This window comes from Pseudomonas sp. 50_B, assembly GCF_017491625.1.
Taxonomy (GTDB): Bacteria; Pseudomonadota; Gammaproteobacteria; order Pseudomonadales; family Pseudomonadaceae; genus Aquipseudomonas; species Aquipseudomonas danubii.
Genome location: NZ_JAFGYX010000004.1, coordinates 222881 through 242162, shown reverse-complemented (window position 1 = coordinate 242162; position 19282 = coordinate 222881). Strand labels below are relative to the sequence as shown.

Sequence of the window (19282 nt, the reverse complement as noted above, 5' to 3'; positions counted from 1 at the left end):
TAGCAAAGCCCGCACTTGCCATTTGCCAGCATCTTGTCGGTGCCGAAAGCCTGCCTTTATGATCGTCGCGTCATGCACGACGCCGCCGACGCAGTCCGCGGTTTTCTACAGGCTCACAGGGACGTTCAAGCGATGAAAATCACGATCAAGGCCGGTTCGCTCATGCAAGGCTGCTTGGGCAAAGGCCTGGCAGGCCTGCTGTTGTCCACCTTCACCCTGGCAGCGCCAGCGCTGGTCCAGGCCAAGGACGCACCGATCCCCCCTGGCGCGGTGCTTGCGGTGATGCAGAACGTCGAGGTGCCCGACCAGGATGAGGAAGTGGAACTCCAGGACGGCGTCACCGCGACCTTCTGGTACGGCCAGGAGCTGGACTTGGACGGCAAGCACTACTACGCCACCTTTGTCTGGCACACCCGGGACAGCGCGGCCCGCCAGGGCGAGGACTTTGCCGCGCCCGAGGTCCAGGTCCGGCTGGCGGATGCGACCTTCGAACTCACCCACCCGGGCCAGACGCCGGCCTATTCCATCCGCAGCATCGAACGCAAGATCGGTTTCTTCGGCGGCCGGGAAAAGCCCGAGGAAGTGGACAGCAAGCGCCAGGCCGTGCAGCACCGCACCGCCGATGGCCGGCTGTTGCTGGCAGTGCCCACCGCCACGTTCGACGACGGCGTGGTGACCAAGGGCTACACGATGTTGCTGTTCAACCCGAACAAGAAGCCGGAAGACGATGGCTGGGTCTGGTCCTATCTGGGGCAGGTGCGCACCGGCGAGGACAACTCCGCCGCTTGTGACGAGGGCGCGGTAATGCCCTGTATCGGCAGCGACGGCGAGTTGAATTTTGTTGCCGGCCAGGGGCCGTTGCCGCAGGTGCAGGTCAAGGTCAGCGGCACCACCTTCCAGGGCCCGGGTAAAATCCGCTCGCTGGCCGCGGCCGATGACCTGACCTACGTCTACGACAGCAAGACCCAGCAGTACACCAGCCAGGAACTGGCGGTGCGGCAGCCATGAATCCGCCGTCGGCATGAGCCGCCGCAGGGCCTCGGCGCGGGGCGTGCCCAGGCCTTTGCTCCGCCGGGGACTGCACCGGCGACAGACGTCGATGCTGACGGTCGAACCCGTGTTGCACAGGGGCGCGCGCAGTCAGCGCGCCCGGTGGCGCCGCTGCGGTCATGGGGCGCTGTGCTGCTTGAGCCAGCGGCGCAAGCGTCCGCGGGCGTTGGCGTAGGGCGCGGCGGTGTTGAGCTGGATCATCCGGCCCAGGGTCCACTTTGCGTACCAGGGGCATTGATAGAGCGCGGCATTGTCACGCTGCCGGATCAGGCTGACGATTCGTTGCTTGGCCGCGTCGAGGCGTTGGCGCTTTTGCGGGTAGGCCATGGCGGCATAGTCGCGGTAGAACTTCTGCGCGAGCGGGCCCAGCTGGTTCCACTTGAAGCCGACAGCCGGAAAGGCCATGGGCAGGCCGGCCAGGTCCTTTTCCAGCCAGTCCAGTACCCGCTCGTTCCAGCCCAGCAGGTAGGCCACCAGCTCGGAGACGCTGATCTGCGTGCCCTTGACGTGGCCTTCCAGGCTGCGTTCGTCGACTCGCGCCGGGGGCACTTGATCCAGCACCTGGCTCAAGGCATTGAAGTGGCTGTCGATGGCCTTGAGCAGTTGTTCCTTGTCCTGGGGAATCGCCATGATCGTTGTTCCTGTGCGGCGAAAGCCCGGAGTGTGCCAGCGATTGGCCGCTGCTGCCTGCGCTGCATCAACGCCTGCCAGGATGGGCCCCGGCATCGGGTATGCTGGCGGCCGATGAACCTGAGCAGAGGCACGCAACATGACTCGCCCGCAGTTGCTGGAAATCGATGTACGCGACCTGGTCACGGCCCGTGAGCTGCACCTGGCCTTGCGCGATGCCTTGGGCTTGCCCCAGTGGTATGGCTGCAACTGGGATGCCTTCTGGGATGCCATTTCCGGGCTGGTGGAGATGCCGCTGCAGTTGCGCATCAGCGGCTGGCACAGCCTCTCCCGACGCTTGCCGGACGATGCGCGGCTGATGGAACAATGCCTGCGGCGCCTGCAGACCCAGTACCCGGCATGGGCTGCGCAACTGCAGTTCGATTGAGGCTCAATGCAAAAAGCCGCGCCCGGGCGATTTACTAATGCCGCGCAATCCTCTATAAATTTTTCCCTCGGCGCCGACCTTTGTGGCGCCACCGGGTGATAACAGGAGGATGCTATGTCACCGTTAAACGTGTAACCGCAACGCTTTGCCCCATCGCCACACCCTCGCTTGAACACCTCGAAACACGCTGGTCCCAGCGCTGGCTGGAAGAGGGCACCTACGCCTTCGATCGCAGTGCCACCCGGGACGCGGTCTACTCCATCGACACACCGCCACCCACGGCCTCGGGCTCGTTGCACGTCGGCCATGTGTTCAGCTACACCCACACCGACATCATCGCGCGCTTTCAACGCATGCGCGGCAAGGCCGTGTTCTATCCCATGGGCTGGGACGACAACGGCTTGCCCACCGAACGCCGGGTCGAGAACTACTACGGCGTGCGCTGCGAGCCCCTGGCGCCTTACCAGCCGCAGTTGCAGCCACCGGCCCGGGTCGCCGAGCGCCGCGCCGACTATGCGCCGGTCAGCCGGCGCAACTTTGTCGAGCTGTGCCACCAGTTGACCGCCGTCGACGAGCAGGCCTTTCGCAGCTTGTTCATGCAACTGGGCCTGTCGGTGGACTGGGGCCTGACCTACGCCACCATCGATGAGCGTGCGCAACGGGTCAGCCAGCGCGCCTTGCTGCGCAACTACCGGCGCGGCGAGCTCTACAGCCAGCAGGCGCCCTGCCTGTGGGACCTGACCTTCCAGACCGCCGTGGCCCAGGCTGAACTTGAGGAACGGGAGGTGGCGGGGGCGTATCACGACCTGCGGTTCCAGGGCATCGAAGGTGAGGATTTATGCATTGCCACCACCCGCCCCGAATTGCTCGCGGCCTGCGTGGCGCTGGTGGCGCATCCGGATGACCCGCGTTACCAGAAACGCTTCGGCCAATACCTGCGTTCGCCGTTGTTCGAGGTCGAGGTGCCGTTGCTGGCCCACGCCCTGGCCGATCCGCAGAAGGGCAGCGGGCTGGCGATGGTCTGTACCTTTGGCGATCTGACCGATGTGCTCTGGTGGCGCGAGCTGCAGTTGCCCACCCGCTCGATCATCGAGCCGGACGGTCGGCTGCTGGCCCAGCCACCCGATTGGCTGAGCACGCCGGGCGCGCGTCAGGCCTATGAGGCCCTGGCGGGGTGCAGTTTGCCCCAGGCCCGCAAGTTGATACTGCCGATGTTGCGTGAATGTGGCGCTTTGCTTGGCGAACCGCGGCCGATCCGTCACGCGGTGAAGTTCTTCGAGAAGGGCGACCAGCCTCTGGAGATTGTCGCCACGCGCCAGTGGTACTTGCGCAACGGTGGGCGCAGCGCTGAGCTGCGCCAGCAGTTGCTCGGCCGCGGCCAGTCCCTGGAGTGGCATCCGCCGTTCATGCGCAGTCGTTACGAGCACTGGGTCGGCGGCCTCAATGGCGACTGGCTGATCAGCCGGCAGCGGGTGTTCGGCGTGCCGATTCCGTTCTGGTATCCCCTGGATGCCCAGGGCGTAGCGGACTACGCCAGGCCGATCCTGGCGGAGGAAACCTCACTGCCGGTGGACCCGACCCTGGACACGCCAGCGGGCTACCGCCCCGAGCAACGCGGCCAGCCCCATGGCTTTATCGGCGAGCGCGACATCATGGACACCTGGGCCACCAGTTCCCTGACCCCGCAGATCGCCGCCGGCTGGGAGGAGGACGAGGATCTGTTTCAGCGCGTCTACCCCATGGACCTGCGCCCCCAGGGCCACGACATCATCCGTACCTGGCTGTTTTCGACCCTGGTGCGCAGCCACTTCGAGGCGGCCGCGGTGCCCTGGAAGCATGTGGCGCTGTCGGGCTGGATCCTCGATCCGGACCGCAAGAAGATGTCCAAGTCCCGGGGCAATGTGGTCACGCCCCAGGGCTTGCTGGAGCAATACGGCAGCGATGCCGTGCGCTATTGGGCGGCCCTCGGGCGCCCGGGCAGCGACACCGCCTTCGAAGAGCAGCAGATGAAGATCGGCCGGCGCCTGGCGCTCAAGCTGTTCAACCTGTCGAAGCTGGTATTCGGCGTGCCGGGCGACCCGCAGGGGCCGGTCGAGCAGAGGCTGGACCAGGCCATGCTGCAACGCCTGGGAGCGGTCACCGCCGCCGCCGAGGCAGCGCTGGAGGGCTACGACTACAGCAGCGCGCTGATCGGCATCGAGGGCTTCTTCTGGTGGTTCTGCGATGACTATGTCGAACTGGTCAAGCGCCGCGCCTATCGGCCCGAGGGGCATTCGGCGCGCAACGCCCTGGCGGCGGCCTTGAGTGTGCTGCAACGCTTGTTCGCACCGTTTCTGCCCTTTGTCTGTGAGGAGGTCTGGCGTTGCTGGCAGCCGGGCTCGGTGCACCGGGCTCCGTGGCCCGAGGCGCAGGTGGCCGAGGACTATGTCGAACCGTTGCTGGAGGCGGTCAGTGCCACGCTGGCGGCCATTCGCAAGGCCAAGTCCGATGCCCGGCAGTCGATGAAGGCCGCAGTGGCGCGCGTTGAGCTGGTGCAGCACGCGCCGCTGCTGGAGTCCCTGCAATGGGCCCGACAGGACCTGATCGAGGCGGGGCAGGTGGCCAGCCTGGTGTTCATCGAAGGCGCGCAGCCTCAGGTGCGGGTCTGGTTGCAGGATTGACCTGCTCCACCTCGGCGCCCCCATGAAGCGTCAGCTGCGTGGGGGCGCCCCGGCAGGATGAATCTTGTCGTGATCTGAGCGGCAAGCGGTTTATGCTTCCCGGGCGCAGTAGGTCGCAGCCCATGGAGAAGCCGGTGAGCATCAAAGACAGTCCCGAGGATTATCAGGACCTGAAGCGGGCGGTCAGCCTGCTGGAATCCCCTTCATTGACCGCGCGCCTGTCCGGCCTGCTCGGCTCGCCGATTGAAAGCGCGGTCAAGGCCTTGCCCAATTGGGTGTCCGCAAAGATCAACGGCGCGGTGGTGGCTGCGCTGCATACCTCGGCCGATGCCGCGCTGTGGAGCCTGGAGAACACCCCGAAAAAACAGGCCTCGACGCTCTTGCACAAAGTCTATGCCGCCACTTCCGGCGCGGTGGGCGGCGCTTTCGGGTTTGCCGCGCTGTTCGTCGAGCTGCCCATTTCCACCACCATCATGATGCGCTCGGTGGCCGATGTGGCCCGCAGCGAAGGCTTCGACCTGGAGGACTTCGCCACCAAGCAGGCGTGCATCGAAGTGTTCGCCATGGGTGGCAACAGCCAGGCCGACGACGCCACCGAGACCGGCTATTACATCACCCGCAGCTTCACCACCCAGGCCATGCAGCAATTGTCCAAGGAGCTGGCGGCCATTGCCGCCAGGCAAGGCGCCGGGGCGGCCGGCAGGCTGTCGCCGGGGCAGGTGGGCAAGTGGCTGGCGCTGTTGATCGAGAAGGTCGCCAGCCGTTACGGCGTGACCATTTCCAGCAAGTTCGCGGCCCAGGCGGTGCCGGTGATCGGCGCTTTTACCGGCGCCACCATCAATGCGCTGTTCACCGACTTCTATCAGGACATGGCCCGCGGGCACTTCATCGTCAAGCGCCTGGAGCACAAGTACGGCTTTGAGCAGATCAAGGGCGAGTATGCGCTCATCCTGGGCAAGCGCTTGGCAGGCTAGGGCGGGTGTCGATATGAGCGACTTTCCGGTTATCCGTACCCCACGCCTGATCCTCAGGGAACTGTGCCCGGCCGATGTCCCGGCGTTGTTCGCGATTCACAGCGATGCCGAGGCCATGCAGTGGTTCGGCACCGATCCAATGACTGATTGCCAGCAGGCCGAGCAATTGCTGACGCTGTTCGCCGGATGGCGGAGCTTGCCCAACCCGGGCGTTCGCTGGGGCATCGAGCGCCAGTCCGAACCCGGTCTGCTGGGCACCTGTGGCCTGTTCAAATGGAACCGCCCGTGGCGCAGCTGCGCCATCGGCTTCGAGCTGGCGCGTGCAGCGCAAGGGCAGGGGCTGATGACCGAGGCGCTGCACGCCGTGGTTGGCTGGGGCTTCGAGCAGATGGCGCTGAACCGTATCGAGGCCCAGGTGCACCCGCAGAACCTGGCGAGCCTCAGGTTGCTGGAGCGGCTGGGGTTTGTTCGCGAAGGGCTTTCACGGCAGGCGGGGTATTGGCTGGGGGCTCATCATGATCTGGTGCAGTACGGCTTGTTGAGGGCCGAATGGTCCAGCCCGGCGCCGCTCGCCGCGCATGTTGTGTAACTGCGTGGCGTGACAATCAAGCCGGTGCTGGCACCTTCAGCGGTGCCCCGGCGTCGCTACATCGCTGTCCTCGACGGGCTCCAGGTGGTGGTAGGAGGGAAAGACCTTCCGCTGGCTGATCTGCAAGCCTGTTGGTGGTGCGAGCCCTTGGGTTTTACTGGAGCCCCAGGTCCGACGTTCGCCGCAATAGGTATGCACCACTTCCGAGCTGTCCCAGAACAAGCGCTCCAGCAGGGCTTCGTATTCGGCCAGCCACGAATCCTCGAAGTCATAACTGCCTTTGGGGGCGCAGGCGAAGTGCAGCATATGCCCGTAGTAGCAATGCCCCCGGCTGTTGGGCAGGAGGCTGAAAAGCGCCCTGGTGATCTGCGCCCCGGTCACTGGCAGGCTGTGCAGAACCGCGCGATTGTGCGCTTCGGCGGCCGGCGAAGGGTCAAGGCAGTGGATGTATCCGTACAGGTTGCCGCTCATGGGCTCAGTGGCCTCTGTTATCGGTGGGTTGGCGGCATCCGTTGTCGCGGGCCAGCCGATTGATCGCTTGCACCCCCGCGCGCATCTTTTCCACGGCGGAGGCATTGGCCGAGTGGATGTGAATGCGCGGTGGACAGAACCCGTGCAGCGCTACCGCCTCTTCGATCCACAGGATCACGTCATAACCGGTGCCGCGCGGGTCATCTCCGAGGTCGTGGTCGAGGCTGATCTCTTCGACGCCGCCGGCTTTGAGCAACGCGATGACTTCGTCCGGCCAGTAGGTGCGAATCCAGCCTTGCGGGGTTTGGCGTTCGTCGTCGAGGTAGATTTTCATGGGCGTTAGAAGCGGCTTTTCAGGAGTTGGAAGTGGTCGTTCAATGCAGCCTGTCGCGTAAAGCCTTGAGGGCGGCATCCTGATGCCAGGTTTCGACCCCAATGGCAACCGCCCCGGCCGCTTGAGGAACCCTCTCGACGCAGGTCGCGATGTTCTGTTGGGCGAGCAGTTGCTGCGCCACCTCAAGGTGCCGGCGTATGCCGGTGAACCAGTGACGCTGTTCATCGGTCAGCAACCGGATGACCTCGGGATAGGAGCAGCCGAGCTTCTGTCGCAGGTTGATCATTGCCGGCTTGTCGTCACGACCGAATGCCGGGGTCAGTACATAGCACTGGCCTGCTGCGGCACGCAGGTCGTACTTGTCTTGCAGGTACTCTTCAACACTGAAGCAGTTGGCGACCGTCTCGATTTCTCCGCTGAGTACATTGACCAGATGGGCATTGACGCCGACATAGCAGTATTGCGTCATGCCGTGCACCACATAGTCCTCGCTGTTGCAGCGCACCGCCCAGTAATCACCCTTGGCGGACAGCTCGCAGGATTGAATGGCAAAGCGTTCGGGCTTGCCATCCCTGAGGGTGCCGTCATGGAGGACAAGTACGGCATTGCAGGCTTGTTGTGCGGATAGCATCGGTCCGTGATCGTCGACAGTGAGTGTGGTGCTGTTTTTTCGCCCTGCTGTATACCTCGTTGCGGTTCTATAAGCCACAGTGCTGCGAATGCCGGTCAACCCCGATCCTGCGGTGGATGACTGCGCCACAGTTGTGTAAAAGCCCTCGCTTGTTCAGCTCCGTGACCCTGCCAATTTTCCAGGTGCAAGCCAATGAAACCCAATGCTGAGCTCCGGTTGTTTGCCGTCCCCCTGTGCGGCGGGCTGATCTATGCCGTCACCAAGGGGCTGGTCAATGGCTGGCACGCTTCAGAGCTGTTCTCCGGGTTTGTGTATGGCAGTGTCATCGCCATTGTCCTGGGCATTCCTCTGTTGCTATGGGGCGACCGACGTTGCCCGGCACTGCCCGGTCGGCATTTTTTCAGCAGCCTGGTGCAGGCCTTGGCGGCCGCGGTTCTGCTGGGGGCTTCAACGAGGCACTTGCTGTTGGCGGTGCTGGGCGGGCTGGCTTTGGGGGGGCTTTTTACTCTGCTGGTGCGCGGGATCGAGGCGTTGCCGGTTGCCGGTGAGGGGCCAGAGCGCCAGGGATGGTCACGGGTGCTGATGGTGCCACTGTCAGGTGCATTGACCCTGGGCAGCATCGCTACGGCGCTCTATCCCAAGGGCGTGGAAAGCCTGCCGATGTTTTTCTTCGGCGGGTTGATCGGCGCGTGGCTGAGCGTGCTGGTCTGTTGGCCGATGCTGTGGCTGGTGGAGCGGGTACTGGTCACCCCTTGGCGCTACGTAATCGGTGGCGGCCTCAGTGGTCTGGTGGTCTGGCTGCTGTCCGGGGCACAGGGGTTGATGGTCAATCCTCAGGGCTGGTCCGCGGGGCTGGGCTTCTGGGTGCCGCTGCTGACCCATGGTTTCTTTCCGTTCCTGCTGATCGGGCTGTTGAGCGGGATGCTGATGACGGCCTGCAACCGGATGCTCCAGCGCAGTAAGACGGGCCCCGGTTGAATTCGGTGACCTTGCCGCCTTCTAGATACTTCGATGGGGCAAATATGATAGCGTTGCGCCACTTTTACCCTGCCGATCAAGGGATTTTTCGTGCGTCGATTGCTCAGCCGCTTATCAACTGTGTTTGCCGGACCCTCGGATGAGTACTGGGACCAGAAAGCCACGGAGTTGACCTATTTGGGCAAGCTTCATCGTGGTGAGCTGGAGCTTGAGCAGAGCCGCCCGGGCCAGAGCCTTCAAGAGCGCGCCGTCACCGCCGTGGGACCGGTGAACTTTACCGAGCTGCTGGCTGAGCTGGAGGTCGATACCGGCTACAGAACCTTGACGGCGGCGCAGATCAGCGGCGCGGTCGGCATCGGTATTGCGGGGGTGGTCTCCGCTTACCTGACCAATCTGCACGCCGACAAGCTGGAGGAGCTGTTTCTCAAGTTGCATGAGTATTTCAAGCCGGAAGGCACCACCAGCCCCCTCGATTATCGGACCGGCGCCAAGCATCGCTACATCTTCGGGCATGACCTCAATGTGTTCCAGAAGCTGCCGGACGACTACACCTTCGGTGGCGAGTCCGTAGGCGGCAAGACTCTCTATTCTCTGGTCGTCGATTACATCGAGGCGGGGTACCCGGGCGCGGGACCGGTGCTCAAGCACCTCAAGGCGATTGCCCATATTCTTACCCATTGCCTCAGCGACCTTCCCACCAAGGATGGTCTTCCCCTGCCGTTCAGCTCCCTGTTCACCCAGTGGGTGAAGGATGAAAGCAAGGCGTCCGGCTACAGCGCTTCGAACCCGCTGATGGATGCCCTGGGCAGGGAGTTCGGTACGATCAATGCGGCGGATATCAGCTCCTACGCCACCATCAAGCTGCTGTTGAGCGGACGGCACGCCATCGCTTTCTACAAGTCCGAGGTGACCCAGGAGGACAAGGACCTGCACCTGGCGCTGATGAGCACCATCGCCTACGGCACGGGGTTGATGATCCAGATGTTGCTGTTGGTCGCCGGGGCAGGGGGGCGCACCGGTAAGATGAACTACCTGATTGCCGGACCTTTTCTCTGGAATGCCGGCAAGTCGACCTTGATTACCCATCGTCAGCACCAGCGGGTGGTGATGGACTACGAGCGCTCCATCCGTCTGCTTGACGATAAAACCACCACCTTCGATGACTGGATCAGAGTTCAATGCCAATGATCGACCATGCTGAAAATGCCGATACCGAATACCACTTCGAGTCGTCGGACGAGTACTGTTCTCCCGATCTCGTGGAGCAGGTTGCCCAGGCGCTGAAGCAGAACATGAGCCTGACGGCGGCCGACCTGGCTCAGTTGGCGACCATCGTGCACCTGGAGCGTCTTCGCCACGACTTTGCCCACAGCGGGCAAAGTCTTGCCGAGCATGGCAAGGAGATTCAGCGGCTGCGCAACGAGTTGATTCAGCATCACCGCCGCGAGCCATTCGACAATGGCAAGTTGGAAAAAGCCTTCTACAAGGCGTTGAACAAGGCTTACGGCTATGTCGGATAAAGTCGTCCGGGGCCTGTTCATAGCTGCGGGCGCCATCGTCGTCAGTTGTACGTCGGGGCTGATGGGCAAGCTCGCCTCCAACCATCGAGAGCGCAAGCGCAGAAGCCGGCTTGATGAAACCTTGAACAAGATGGAAGCCAAGATGGCAGCGGACAAACAGAACCGGGGAACTCCTTGATGGCGATTGTGGTAATAGGACTGTTTTTCCTGATCCTGGCCATTGTGGTGTTCAGCACGGTCTTTTCATTGCTTGAAAAATCACGCATCGCCAAACACGAGCAGATGAAAAAGGCCAAGGCCAAGACCTTCAGGAAAAAATAGGTAGCGTTTTGAGATTCCCTCCCATCCGCCATGTCGACTTCGAAGATGACGCGCTCTGCCTGAGCTGGGCCGACGGCCTGATCCTGCGCCAACCCTTGAGCCGTTACAGCCAGCTGCAAAGCGCCACACCCGAGCAGCGCGCGGATTTTCGGATTCACCCACATGGGATCTCGGTGTCCTGGCCGCACCTGGGAGACGCGGATGTCAGCATCGACGCCTTCGACTGGATCTGGGAGCACCTGTGCCGGGAATCCATGGGGCGGCTGCAAGCTCTGGAGTGGCAACTGGAGCAATTGCCAGAGGACGATCAGTTGATCGTGGCGCTCTGGCGCCTGGAAGCGGACGGTTACAACGGGGGATTTCTGCAGTTCTTCTGCAACTGGGGCGAGCATTGCTGCGAGCTGGCGCTCAAGGCGCTGGTTGCCATTGGCGCGCGTAGCACCCACGCCGTGGTCAGCCGCCAGCGGCAGTTGATCGGGCCTCTTGAAAATCACCCGCAACTGCAGCGGCTGTGGGACATTCCCGAGCTGCTCGGTGACGAGCAATATGAGCTGATCGGTGGCGAGCTGGACGAGCAATTGTGGTCGGCGATGGAGGAGGTGCCGACGCTGGCGGTAAAGTATTTCTACGCTGGCTGATGCTCATTGCGCCATGTTCTAATGCCGCGCCTTGCCCCCTTTGAATGGACTTCATCCCTTGGCTGAACCCCGTATTCGCGCGCTCGCGCTGTGTGTCTTCCACCACCAGGGCAAGATCCTGGTCAATCAGTTCGTTGATGCCGACACGCAACAGACGCTGTTCCGACCTCTGGGCGGTGGGATCGATTTTGGTGAGCACAGCGCCCAGGCCATTGTTCGTGAAGTGCAGGAGGAACTGGGACAGTCGATCAACAACCTGCGGCTGATCGGCACTCTGGAAAGCCTGTTTGTGTACGACGGTAAACCCGGCCATGAAATCGTCCAGGTGTACGATGCCTGCTTCGAGGATGCGACGGTCTATCAGCGCGCTCAACTTGACGCCCAGGAAAGCGACGGCGCGCCCTTTGTGGCCCGCTGGCAGGGCAGCGCCAGTTTCACCGAGCATACGCCGCTGGTTCCCCAGGGGTTGGGCGAACTGCTGAAGAACGCCGGCTTGCTGGACTGACCGGGCTCCGGCCGCGATTGGCCGCAGGCGCCCGACCGCGGCCTTGATTCACGAAACACCCCGCAACGCATCTGGCGCCCGATCGGCCTCGGCCTATGTCATTCGGCAGATGTGCACGTTTACCTGCTTCTCGATACTCAAGCCTCCCTGGCACAGCCCGCCGTGATCACGGCTGGCGGGTTGGCCGTTGTTCGAGTAGTGGAGTGATGCATGCGTAAATTGACCCTTCTGAGTACCAGCCTGCTGTTGTCTGCCCTGGCCGTTTCCACGGCCCAGGCTTTCGAGGCTGGCGACATTATTGTCCGCGCCGGTGCGGTGACGGTGGACCCGCGTGAGAGCAGCTCCAGCGTCAAGGTCGATCGCGGCGCCCTGGCCGGCACCAGCCTGGGGGGCAAGGCCAGCCTGGGCAGCGATACCCAATTGGGCCTGAACTTCGCCTACATGCTGACCGATAACCTGGCGGTGGAACTGCTGGCAGCGACCCCTTTTGAACACAACGTGAGCCTCAGTGGCACCGCTGGCGGCATTGCCGATGGCAAGCTCGGTTCCCTCAAGCACCTGCCGCCGACCCTGAGCCTGCTGTACTACCCGATGCACAGCAAATCGGCGTTCCAGCCCTATGTCGGGGCGGGGCTCAATTACACCTGGATCTACGATGAAAAGGTCGGCAGCCGGGCTTCAGCCGCAGGCTTCGACAACTTCCGCGCCGGCAACTCCTGGGGCTGGGCGGCACAAGTGGGCATGGACTACATGCTCACCGATCGGCTGATGCTCAACGCACAGATGCGCTACATCGACATCAATACCGATGCCTATGTGAACAACAGCCAGCTTGGGGTGCGCTCCAAGGTCAATGTGGATGTCGACCCGTTCGTGTACATGGTGGGCTTGGGCTACAAGTTCTAGGTGCTGCGCCGGGGCGCTGCGCCGAGGTCCAGCGTCCCTGGTCCGGTCAGCGTTTTTCAAGGGAATGTTTTAGTGGCGTCATGGTCGACTCGATATGGCCCGCTCATGACCCGTCGGTTGTCGCCGACGTGCCCGTGCGCCGGCCTCGGTGCGCGGCTCTGTCGCTTGAAGGCTCAGGGCTGGCGTTGACCCAGGGTCCATGACTTGTTGGAAGAGTCGATCATGCACATCATTGCAAGGCTTACCTGCTACGGTTTGATGCTCTACATCGCCCAGCTCCTGGCCGCCGAGCCGCAACCTGCGGTCCAGGAAGTCGCCGAGGACAAGGCCCAGGTCCTGGAGCAGAAGGTCGCGGACAAAGAGAGCCCCAAGGCCGAGCCCCAGGCGGCCCCCATCACCAAGACGGAAGTCCAGGCCGTGGATCCCGCCGGACAGGCACCGGTGGACGATGCCATCACCTGTCTGTCGCGGACTCTGTATTGGGAAGCCAAAGGAGGGGAGTCTGCCGATATGGAAGCGGTGGCCGATGTGGTCCTGAACCGTCTGGGCCATGAGGGTTTTCCGTCTACCCTGTGCGAAGTGGTCAAGCAGGGCTCGGAAAAAAGTCCCTGCCAGTTCTCCTGGTGGTGCGATGGTCGCCCGGATCAGGTGCAAGAGGAGGGGCGCTATAGCCTGGCCAAGGAGATTGCGCGCAAGGCGCTGAATCAGCAGCTCAAGGACCGCACCGGCGGCGCCCTGTACTTTCACGATCGCAGCGTTTCACCCCAGTGGGCCAAGAGCTACATCAAGACCACTGAAATCGGCAATTTCCTGTTCTACAAACCCAAGGACCTGGCGGCGCGCTAATGGCGGGTCGAGCAGTCAGGGTACTTGCGGGTATTGATCGCAGATCTGGTGCCAGCTGGCTTTCATGGCCACGCAGTGGTGCTTCTGCTTGGGGGCCGTGAAGGGCGTATCCAGGGTGGCGATGGCGATTGAAATCCACTCGGCGTATTCACCTCGCACATTTTGCCAGAACAACGATGAGCCACAGTGGCAGCAGAACTGGCGCAGCACGCCTGGGGAGGATTCATAGCCCTTGAGGGCTGTGCCGGCGTCGCTGACGTGCAGATTCGCGCGCGGGGTGCTGGCGTAGGAGGCAAAGGCCGCGCCATGGCCTTTCTGGCACTTGCGGCAGTGGCAGTGGGTGACGGCTTTCAGTGCGCCGGACACTCGGTAAGTGACTGCGCCGCACAGGCAACTGCCTTGATGGGGGATTTGCATGTTGTGAGGGATTCCGAGGTTTCAGGGCCATTCGCGCTGGAACCAGTCCAGTTGGGGGGGCAGAGTGGATGGGGACAATCAGGTCGAGGCCCGGAGGATGTCCAAATGCGTGCTGATGCTCAAGTGGGCAGTGCCGGCTTCCCAGGAATGTCTTGTCGCATTATTGAGCGACGGTAAGCTGTGGCGGGTGGCGGGCAACCTCTGGGGTCAGAGATCCGCCGCCCGTCTATTGCGCAACGTGTCGAGGGAAGAATCATGCTGCAGGCACTGGAAAACAAGGTTCCGCCCCCGCTGGTGGCGCTGGTCTTCGGCGGGCTGATGGGCGGTGCATCACTGGGGCTGCCGGGACTTGAGCTGGCATGGAGCACACGCCTGTTGTTGGCGCTGCCGCTGATCGGGGCGGGTCTGCTGTTCGTCCTGGCGGGCGGGATCTCGTTCCGGCTTGCCCGGACCACGGTCAACCCCTTGAAACCCGAAGCGGCCTCAGCGTTGGTCACGTCGGGCATCTACCGCTACACCCGCAACCCGATGTATGTCGGCTTTGCCCTGTGGTTGCTGGCCTGGGGGCTGTACCTGGCCTCGCCCCTGGTGCTGCTGGGCGTCCTGGGGTTCGTCCTGTACATGAACCGCTTGCAGATCGCTCCCGAAGAGCGGGCGCTCGGGCGGTTGTTTGGTGCGGATTTTACCGACTATCGACAGCGCGTGCGGCGCTGGCTCTAGGTCGCACGCCTCTGTGTTCGCGGCAGAGGCGTGACGGTTGTCTCAAGCCGCCACTTGCGCCTGAATCTGCAACTGGCCATCCACTTCGCGAGTCAGGCCGCTGGCGACGAACAGCGGCACCAGCAGCTTGTGCAGTTCGGGCTCGACGAAGTCCTTGACCGTCGCCAGGTCCAGCTCGCCGCTCACTGCAAGCTCGATCTTGGTGAAGGACAGCCAGGCTTTCTTCAGGGCCAGCAGCACGTCGCTGCCAGCGGTGCTGGCGAAGCGGCGGTGGGCCACGCGGCCGGCGAAGTTGAAGCTGTGCTGGTATTCATAGCCGGTTTCGTCACCCTGGCTGGCGACGCAGCGGCCACAGGTGCAGGGGCCGTCGGCGAAGGCGGCGCGCAGGTAGCTGTTGAAGTCGACGATGGGCTTGAGGGCCAGGCGCTTGTCGACTTCGAACAGGTCACCGGTCATTTTTGCTTCACTGCTCAAGGTCAGGTTCCTCAGGGTCGGGCGGTGTATTTCCAAGGCGCGCACCATACCAGCCGGATCGGCGCACGGGTACTTTTCTGGCATTGAGCGGCCTGCCACAGCGCGGCGTGCCCTTGGGCAAGGCCGATGACGCCCAGCATATGTTTGCCTGCATGCGTCAGCCGTCATCTGTGTCGCCGCGCCGCTCGATCATTCTCCGGCAAGCGTCAGGTAGCCGCGGATGGCGCGCATGACCCGGCGCTCCAGGTCCGGGGCGTCGGTTTCACCTCGCTCACCTGCGGCATCAATCATGCCGTGGGTCAGGGCGAACAGGTCGTGGGCCACCGTGACCACGTCATCGAGCACCCAAGGTGCATCGGCCAATTGCAGGGCCTGCACCAGGGTTTGATGAATGACCTGGGCCACTCGCTGATGGCGCTCCTGCAGCGGCAGCCGGCGCTCTTCGAAATCGATCACTCGGGCCAGTTCCGGCCGGCGCAACTGGTGGGCCACTGCGGCCTGGACCATGGCGCGGATGCGCTCCAGGGCGCTGCCGTGACTGCTCGCGCCGTGGACATCGCTGAGCAACTGCGCGGTCTCGCGCTCGATCAGCGCCACCGTCAGGGCATCGCGGTTGGGAAAGTACTGATACAGCGAGCCGATGCTGACACCGGCCCGTTGCGCCACGGCGTTGGTGGAGCAGGCGGTGAGTCCCTGGGTTTCCAGAATGCGAGCAGCCGCCTCCAGAATAGCCTCGACGGTGTGCGCCGAACGGCGCTGGCTCGGGGTTTTACGCGGGGTCAGAGGAGGGCTGGCAGGGTGTTTTGACATGGCGGCAATGCGAGTTTCAAAGGTGAGTGATGACTCGTATTCTGCTTGGGCAAGCAGCACTCATCAACCCTTTGTCTGTCAGGAGTCAACACCATGTCTGTCACCGTGCTCAGCGTATTCATGCTGGTAAAAACCACCCCGGAGTGGTTGGGGTTTCCGGTCGAGGAGCGCTTTCGCCTGTTGCGTACCCAGATGGAGCCGATTCTGCAACGGCATTCGGCCGAGGTATCGCTGCGCTTCTTCGATATCGAGTTCTACTCGGCGCGGGTCACCGATCTGTGGCTTTGGGAAGCCAGCAGTCACCATGCCTATGAGCTGTTGGTGGAGGAGTTGCGGGAGACGCCGTTCTGGGACCGCTACTTCTCGATAGTGGAAATCCTTCCCGGCGTGGAGAACGCCTACGCCAAGAACTATGAGCAGCAGCCCTTACTGGCGTCCTGAGTCGTTTGCGTCACTGAATCAGGTACCCTCCCGGATTTACGGGAGGGTTTTTGCATTGGCGGCTCATCAAACGCATCCGCCCCAGGCCGCTACAGCGCCGGCCGCGGCAACCGCAGCCATTCCTGCACCGCCGGCCGCTGCCATTGGCGCCGGGCATAGTCCACCAGGTTCGCGGGCATCGGGTCACCGTTGAGGATCAGCCGGTTGAGCATCAATGCCAGGTCGACATCGGCAATCGACCACTGGCCGAACAGGCAGTCACGGCCATCGGCCAACAGCGCTTGCGCCGTATCGATCAGCTTGGCCACCGCCGCTTCGGCGGGTGGCGACAGAGGTTCGCCCTTGCAGCCATAGAACACCACCAGGGTCGAGCGTTCCTGACGGATCGGCAGCAAGTCGCTGCGCAGCCAGGCCTGGACCTGTCGGGCCTTGGCTCGCTGTTGTCGGTCGAGGGGATAGACCGCGGGTTCAGGGAACAGCTCCTCCAGGTATTCAGTGATGGCCGAGGATTCGGACAGGGCAAAGCCGTTATGCACCAGGGTCGGCACCCGCTGGGTCTGGGACAGGCGGGCATAGTCCGGGGCGCGATTCTCATCGGCATCGAGGTCAAGGGGCATGAGTTCGAAGTCGATGCCCTTTTCCCGCAACGCCACGAACACTGACAGGGCATAGGGGCTGGTGAACTGGGCATCGACGTACAGGCGTGGACGGGCGTCGGTCACGGCGGGATCTCCAATGGGGGAACGGACACGCTAGGAGATCCCGGGCAATAAATAAAATGCGCGATTTTTATCCGTGCATTCCTCGCGGGAATACCGGCCGCTATCAAATGTCCTTGCCGAGAAAACTGTCGCTGTCCAACGGTGCCTGCTTGCGTGCCCTGAAGCGCCTGAGTAGCCGGCCGTCGATGGCCGCCAGGCCCAGGGCGATCATGCCCATGCCCAGCAGGTGCCTGGCGTGCAACTGCTCGCCCAGCACCAGGCAGCCCAGGACAATGGCGCTGATGGGAATCAGGAAGGTCACCAGCATCAGGTTGGTGGCGCCGGCGCTGGAGAGAATCCGAAAGAACAGCACATAGGCCAGGGCGGTGGACAGCAGGGCGATTCCCAGTAGCGCGCCCCAGGTGGCCAGGCTCGGCAGTGGCAGGTTCCAGGGCCGCTCCAGCAGCAGCGCCAGGGGGATCAGCAGCAGGCTGGAGGCGCAGATCTGACCGCTGGCGCTGAGCAGTGGGGCGACGCCCATGGCCTTGAAGCGCCGGCCGAAGACTCCGGCGAAGGCATAGGACAGTGCCGCACCCAGTACCGCCAACTGTGCCCCGAGATGATCCCCGAGGCCCGCCAGGGCATCGGGGCCGATCATCATCGCCACCCCGACAAAGCCGACCAGCACTCCTGCCAGTTTGTTGCCGCTGATTTTTTCATCAGTGGTCAGGACGTGGGCCACCAGTACCGCGAACAGGGGCGTGGTGGCATTGAGAATGGCGGCCAGGCTGCTGGCGATATGGGTCTGGCCCCAGACAATCAGGCCAAAGGGCAGCAGGTTGTTGAGCAGCCCCATGCCGAAGAACGCCAGCCACACTCGTCGGTCCCGGGGCAGTGACAGGCCGAGGATACGGATCAGCGTCAGCAGGGCGAGGGCGGCCAGGCTCACTCGCAGCATGACGATGGTCAGTGGCGGCAGCTCCTTGACGGCAATCGCGACAAAAAAGAACGAGCCACCCCAGAGGATCGACAGCACCAGCAATTGCCCCCATTCCATCACTCCCATGACTTTTTGCCTGGTCATGCCGCTTACTCCCACGTGTTTCAATGATTGAGTCCTGCTCGTCGATGCACGGACGCCTTGGCTATTTGAATGGCTGCCGTGTCGAATTATTCTGCGAGTTGCGACCGCGGACAAACGAGCGTTTTTCGCTCCATGGTTGAGGAGAGCTAAATCATGAGCATGGCCTTGCCGCCCCTTGCGGCACTGCGCGCATTTGAAGCCACAGCGCGTCATCTGAGCGTGACCCTGGCGGCCAGGGAGCTGAATGTCACCCTGGGCGCCGTCAGCTTACAGGTCAAGGAGCTGGAGTCGGTGCTGGGTCTCGCGCTGTTTTTGCGCCGCCCCCGGCGCTTGATCCTGACCGCGGCTGGTGAGGAGTACTTCGCGACCTTGCGCACGGCCTTTCGGATGATGCGCGAGGCCACGGCGCAGATGGTCGGGCGTGGGCGTCTGGAGGTATTGGTGCTCAGTTGCACGCCGAGTTTCGCCACACAGTGGCTGGTGCCACGGCTCTCGGGATTCGAAGCGCAGGCACCTGGGGTGGATGTGCGGATCAGCGCCTGCAACCGCCAGGTAGACCTGGCCCGCGATGGCGTCGATCTGGCGGTGCGCCACGGCTTTGGCCGCTATGAGGGGCTGCTCAGCGAACGCTTGCTCGATGACCAGTTGACCCCGGTGTGCAGCCCGCAGTTGCTGGGGCAGGACGCCGGCCTGACGGTCGCCGAGCTGGCAGGGCTGCCGTTGTTGCATGATGAGCATCGTCACGACTGGGCGCTGTGGCTGGCGGCGGCCGGGGCCGGGCAGATCGACGGCGGCCGGGGCCGGGTGTTCGTCGACAGCAATGGCGCCATAGAAGCTGCCAAGGCGGGTCTGGGGGTTGCCCTGGTGCGCCGCTCGCTGGTCCGCCGGGAACTGGCCGAGGGCTCCCTGCTGGCGCCGCTTGCCCAGGGTGTGGCCAGTGATCTGGCTTACTATCTGGTCTATCCGGCAGCGGCCCTGGAGCGACCCAATGTCGCGCTGTTGCGCCAGTGGTTGCTGGCCGAAGCCGGGCGCGGCGAGCCGCTGGCATAGTGCGTTGCGCCTGTACCGCATGACTGGCCAGCAGTGGCAGGCACTTTGCCTTGATCGATAAGGCAATCTGCTGGCCCCGCACTGGCCAAGGTGTCGGCAAAATCA

Annotated in this window: 26 protein-coding genes; 17 read left to right on the top strand and 9 right to left on the bottom strand. The window is 63.2% G+C overall.

Annotation, left to right across the window (positions count from 1 at the left end):
- Nucleotides 1-132: 132 nt before the first annotated feature.
- Entirely contained in the window at nt 133-1008 is an 876-nt protein-coding gene (locus J5M73_RS07890) for a hypothetical protein (protein ID WP_115582151.1), read from the top strand.
- 159 nt (nt 1009-1167) lie between these two features.
- Here J5M73_RS07890 and J5M73_RS07885 read toward each other — a convergent pair whose 3' ends face one another.
- Nucleotides 1168-1680, bottom strand: coding sequence for a ClbS/DfsB family four-helix bundle protein (locus J5M73_RS07885; protein ID WP_102864235.1), 513 nt, complete (start codon nt 1678-1680; stop codon nt 1168-1170).
- A 139-nt stretch (nt 1681-1819) separates the two neighbouring features.
- On the opposite strand from J5M73_RS07885, the gene J5M73_RS07880 reads away from it, so the two are divergent.
- The 4 genes from J5M73_RS07880 to J5M73_RS07865 all read left to right on the top strand — a co-directional run bounded on the left by J5M73_RS07880 (nt 1820) and on the right by J5M73_RS07865 (nt 6330).
- Complete coding sequence (locus J5M73_RS07880; RefSeq protein ID WP_060838708.1) at nt 1820-2107, top strand: barstar family protein; 288 nt, start codon at nt 1820-1822, stop codon at nt 2105-2107.
- 95 nt (nt 2108-2202) lie between these two features.
- Nucleotides 2203-4767, top strand: coding sequence for a valine--tRNA ligase (valS, locus tag J5M73_RS07875; protein ID WP_207815315.1), 2565 nt, complete (start codon nt 2203-2205; stop codon nt 4765-4767).
- Between the two features lie 122 nt (nt 4768-4889).
- Nucleotides 4890-5741 (top strand): EcsC family protein, encoded by an 852-nt coding sequence (locus J5M73_RS07870; RefSeq protein ID WP_207815314.1) that lies wholly within the window; start codon nt 4890-4892, stop codon nt 5739-5741.
- Between the two features lie 13 nt (nt 5742-5754).
- The gene (locus J5M73_RS07865; protein WP_207815313.1) at nt 5755-6330 is read left to right on the top strand and encodes a GNAT family protein; all 576 of its coding nucleotides are present in this window, start codon (nt 5755-5757) and stop codon (nt 6328-6330) included.
- Between the two features lie 36 nt (nt 6331-6366).
- Here the strand turns inward: J5M73_RS07865 and J5M73_RS07860 are convergent, their stop codons facing one another.
- The 3 genes from J5M73_RS07860 to J5M73_RS07850 are packed head-to-tail and all read right to left on the bottom strand — an operon-like array spanning nt 6367 to nt 7865.
- Complete coding sequence (locus J5M73_RS07860) at nt 6367-6801, bottom strand: hypothetical protein (RefSeq protein WP_115582153.1); 435 nt, start codon at nt 6799-6801, stop codon at nt 6367-6369.
- 4 nt (nt 6802-6805) lie between these two features.
- The gene (locus J5M73_RS07855) at nt 6806-7135 is read right to left on the bottom strand and encodes a cyclic-phosphate processing receiver domain-containing protein (RefSeq protein WP_207815312.1); all 330 of its coding nucleotides are present in this window, start codon (nt 7133-7135) and stop codon (nt 6806-6808) included.
- 40 nt (nt 7136-7175) lie between these two features.
- A complete protein-coding gene (locus tag J5M73_RS07850) occupies nt 7176-7865 on the bottom strand; it encodes a hypothetical protein (RefSeq protein ID WP_243433708.1) in 690 nt (229 codons plus the stop codon).
- A 93-nt stretch (nt 7866-7958) separates the two neighbouring features.
- On the opposite strand from J5M73_RS07850, the gene J5M73_RS07845 reads away from it, so the two are divergent.
- From J5M73_RS07845 to J5M73_RS07805, 9 genes are all read left to right on the top strand, one after another.
- Entirely contained in the window at nt 7959-8744 is a 786-nt protein-coding gene (locus tag J5M73_RS07845; protein WP_207815310.1) for a hypothetical protein, read from the top strand.
- 177 nt (nt 8745-8921) lie between these two features.
- On the top strand, nt 8922-9932 hold the full coding sequence (locus J5M73_RS07840) for a hypothetical protein (protein ID WP_207815308.1): 1011 nt from the start codon (nt 8922-8924) through the stop codon (nt 9930-9932).
- A complete protein-coding gene (locus J5M73_RS07835; RefSeq protein ID WP_129406684.1) occupies nt 9923-10264 on the top strand; it encodes a hypothetical protein in 342 nt (113 codons plus the stop codon). Before J5M73_RS07840 ends, J5M73_RS07835 begins: the two co-directional genes overlap by 10 nt.
- On the top strand, nt 10254-10442 hold the full coding sequence (locus J5M73_RS07830; RefSeq protein ID WP_207815306.1) for a hypothetical protein: 189 nt from the start codon (nt 10254-10256) through the stop codon (nt 10440-10442). Before J5M73_RS07835 ends, J5M73_RS07830 begins: the two co-directional genes overlap by 11 nt.
- Nucleotides 10442-10585: a hypothetical protein gene (locus J5M73_RS07825; protein WP_180988597.1), complete on the top strand. Its 144-nt coding sequence runs from the start codon at nt 10442-10444 to the stop codon at nt 10583-10585. Before J5M73_RS07830 ends, J5M73_RS07825 begins: the two co-directional genes overlap by 1 nt.
- Before the next feature lie 8 nt (nt 10586-10593).
- Nucleotides 10594-11223 (top strand): DUF4375 domain-containing protein, encoded by a 630-nt coding sequence (locus J5M73_RS07820; RefSeq protein ID WP_207815304.1) that lies wholly within the window; start codon nt 10594-10596, stop codon nt 11221-11223.
- 58 nt (nt 11224-11281) lie between these two features.
- Nucleotides 11282-11728 (top strand): NUDIX hydrolase, encoded by a 447-nt coding sequence (locus J5M73_RS07815; protein WP_102864245.1) that lies wholly within the window; start codon nt 11282-11284, stop codon nt 11726-11728.
- 210 nt (nt 11729-11938) lie between these two features.
- The gene (locus tag J5M73_RS07810) at nt 11939-12634 is read left to right on the top strand and encodes an OmpW family outer membrane protein (protein WP_102864246.1); all 696 of its coding nucleotides are present in this window, start codon (nt 11939-11941) and stop codon (nt 12632-12634) included.
- A gap of 222 nt (nt 12635-12856) precedes the next feature.
- Entirely contained in the window at nt 12857-13480 is a 624-nt protein-coding gene (locus J5M73_RS07805; protein ID WP_102864247.1) for a cell wall hydrolase, read from the top strand.
- 15 nt (nt 13481-13495) lie between these two features.
- On the opposite strand, the gene J5M73_RS07800 is transcribed toward J5M73_RS07805, so the two are convergent.
- Nucleotides 13496-13897, bottom strand: coding sequence for a GFA family protein (locus J5M73_RS07800; RefSeq protein ID WP_102864248.1), 402 nt, complete (start codon nt 13895-13897; stop codon nt 13496-13498).
- 258 nt (nt 13898-14155) lie between these two features.
- Here J5M73_RS07800 and J5M73_RS07795 point away from each other — a divergent pair, with 258 nt between their 5' ends.
- Entirely contained in the window at nt 14156-14617 is a 462-nt protein-coding gene (locus tag J5M73_RS07795; RefSeq protein WP_102864581.1) for an isoprenylcysteine carboxylmethyltransferase family protein, read from the top strand.
- 42 nt (nt 14618-14659) lie between these two features.
- Here the strand turns inward: J5M73_RS07795 and J5M73_RS07790 are convergent, their stop codons facing one another.
- Together J5M73_RS07790 and J5M73_RS07785 are read right to left on the bottom strand one after the other, a co-directional pair.
- On the bottom strand, nt 14660-15091 hold the full coding sequence (locus tag J5M73_RS07790) for a hypothetical protein (RefSeq protein WP_170003749.1): 432 nt from the start codon (nt 15089-15091) through the stop codon (nt 14660-14662).
- Between the two features lie 189 nt (nt 15092-15280).
- The gene (locus tag J5M73_RS07785; protein ID WP_207815303.1) at nt 15281-15901 is read right to left on the bottom strand and encodes a TetR/AcrR family transcriptional regulator; all 621 of its coding nucleotides are present in this window, start codon (nt 15899-15901) and stop codon (nt 15281-15283) included.
- A gap of 93 nt (nt 15902-15994) precedes the next feature.
- Between J5M73_RS07785 and J5M73_RS07780 the strand changes: the two genes are divergently transcribed.
- Complete coding sequence (locus J5M73_RS07780) at nt 15995-16342, top strand: darcynin family protein (RefSeq protein WP_240321974.1); 348 nt, start codon at nt 15995-15997, stop codon at nt 16340-16342.
- 89 nt (nt 16343-16431) lie between these two features.
- On the opposite strand, the gene yfcF is transcribed toward J5M73_RS07780, so the two are convergent.
- Both yfcF and J5M73_RS07770 read right to left on the bottom strand, forming a co-directional pair.
- Entirely contained in the window at nt 16432-17064 is a 633-nt protein-coding gene (yfcF, locus tag J5M73_RS07775; protein WP_207815297.1) for a glutathione transferase, read from the bottom strand.
- A 103-nt stretch (nt 17065-17167) separates the two neighbouring features.
- Nucleotides 17168-18127: a DMT family transporter gene (locus tag J5M73_RS07770; protein ID WP_162884134.1), complete on the bottom strand. Its 960-nt coding sequence runs from the start codon at nt 18125-18127 to the stop codon at nt 17168-17170.
- A gap of 153 nt (nt 18128-18280) precedes the next feature.
- On the opposite strand from J5M73_RS07770, the gene gcvA reads away from it, so the two are divergent.
- Nucleotides 18281-19177 carry a transcriptional regulator GcvA gene (gene gcvA / locus J5M73_RS07765; protein ID WP_243433707.1) on the top strand — a complete coding sequence of 299 codons (897 nt, stop codon included), beginning with the start codon at nt 18281-18283 and terminating at the stop codon, nt 19175-19177.
- Nucleotides 19178-19282 lie beyond the last annotated feature (105 nt).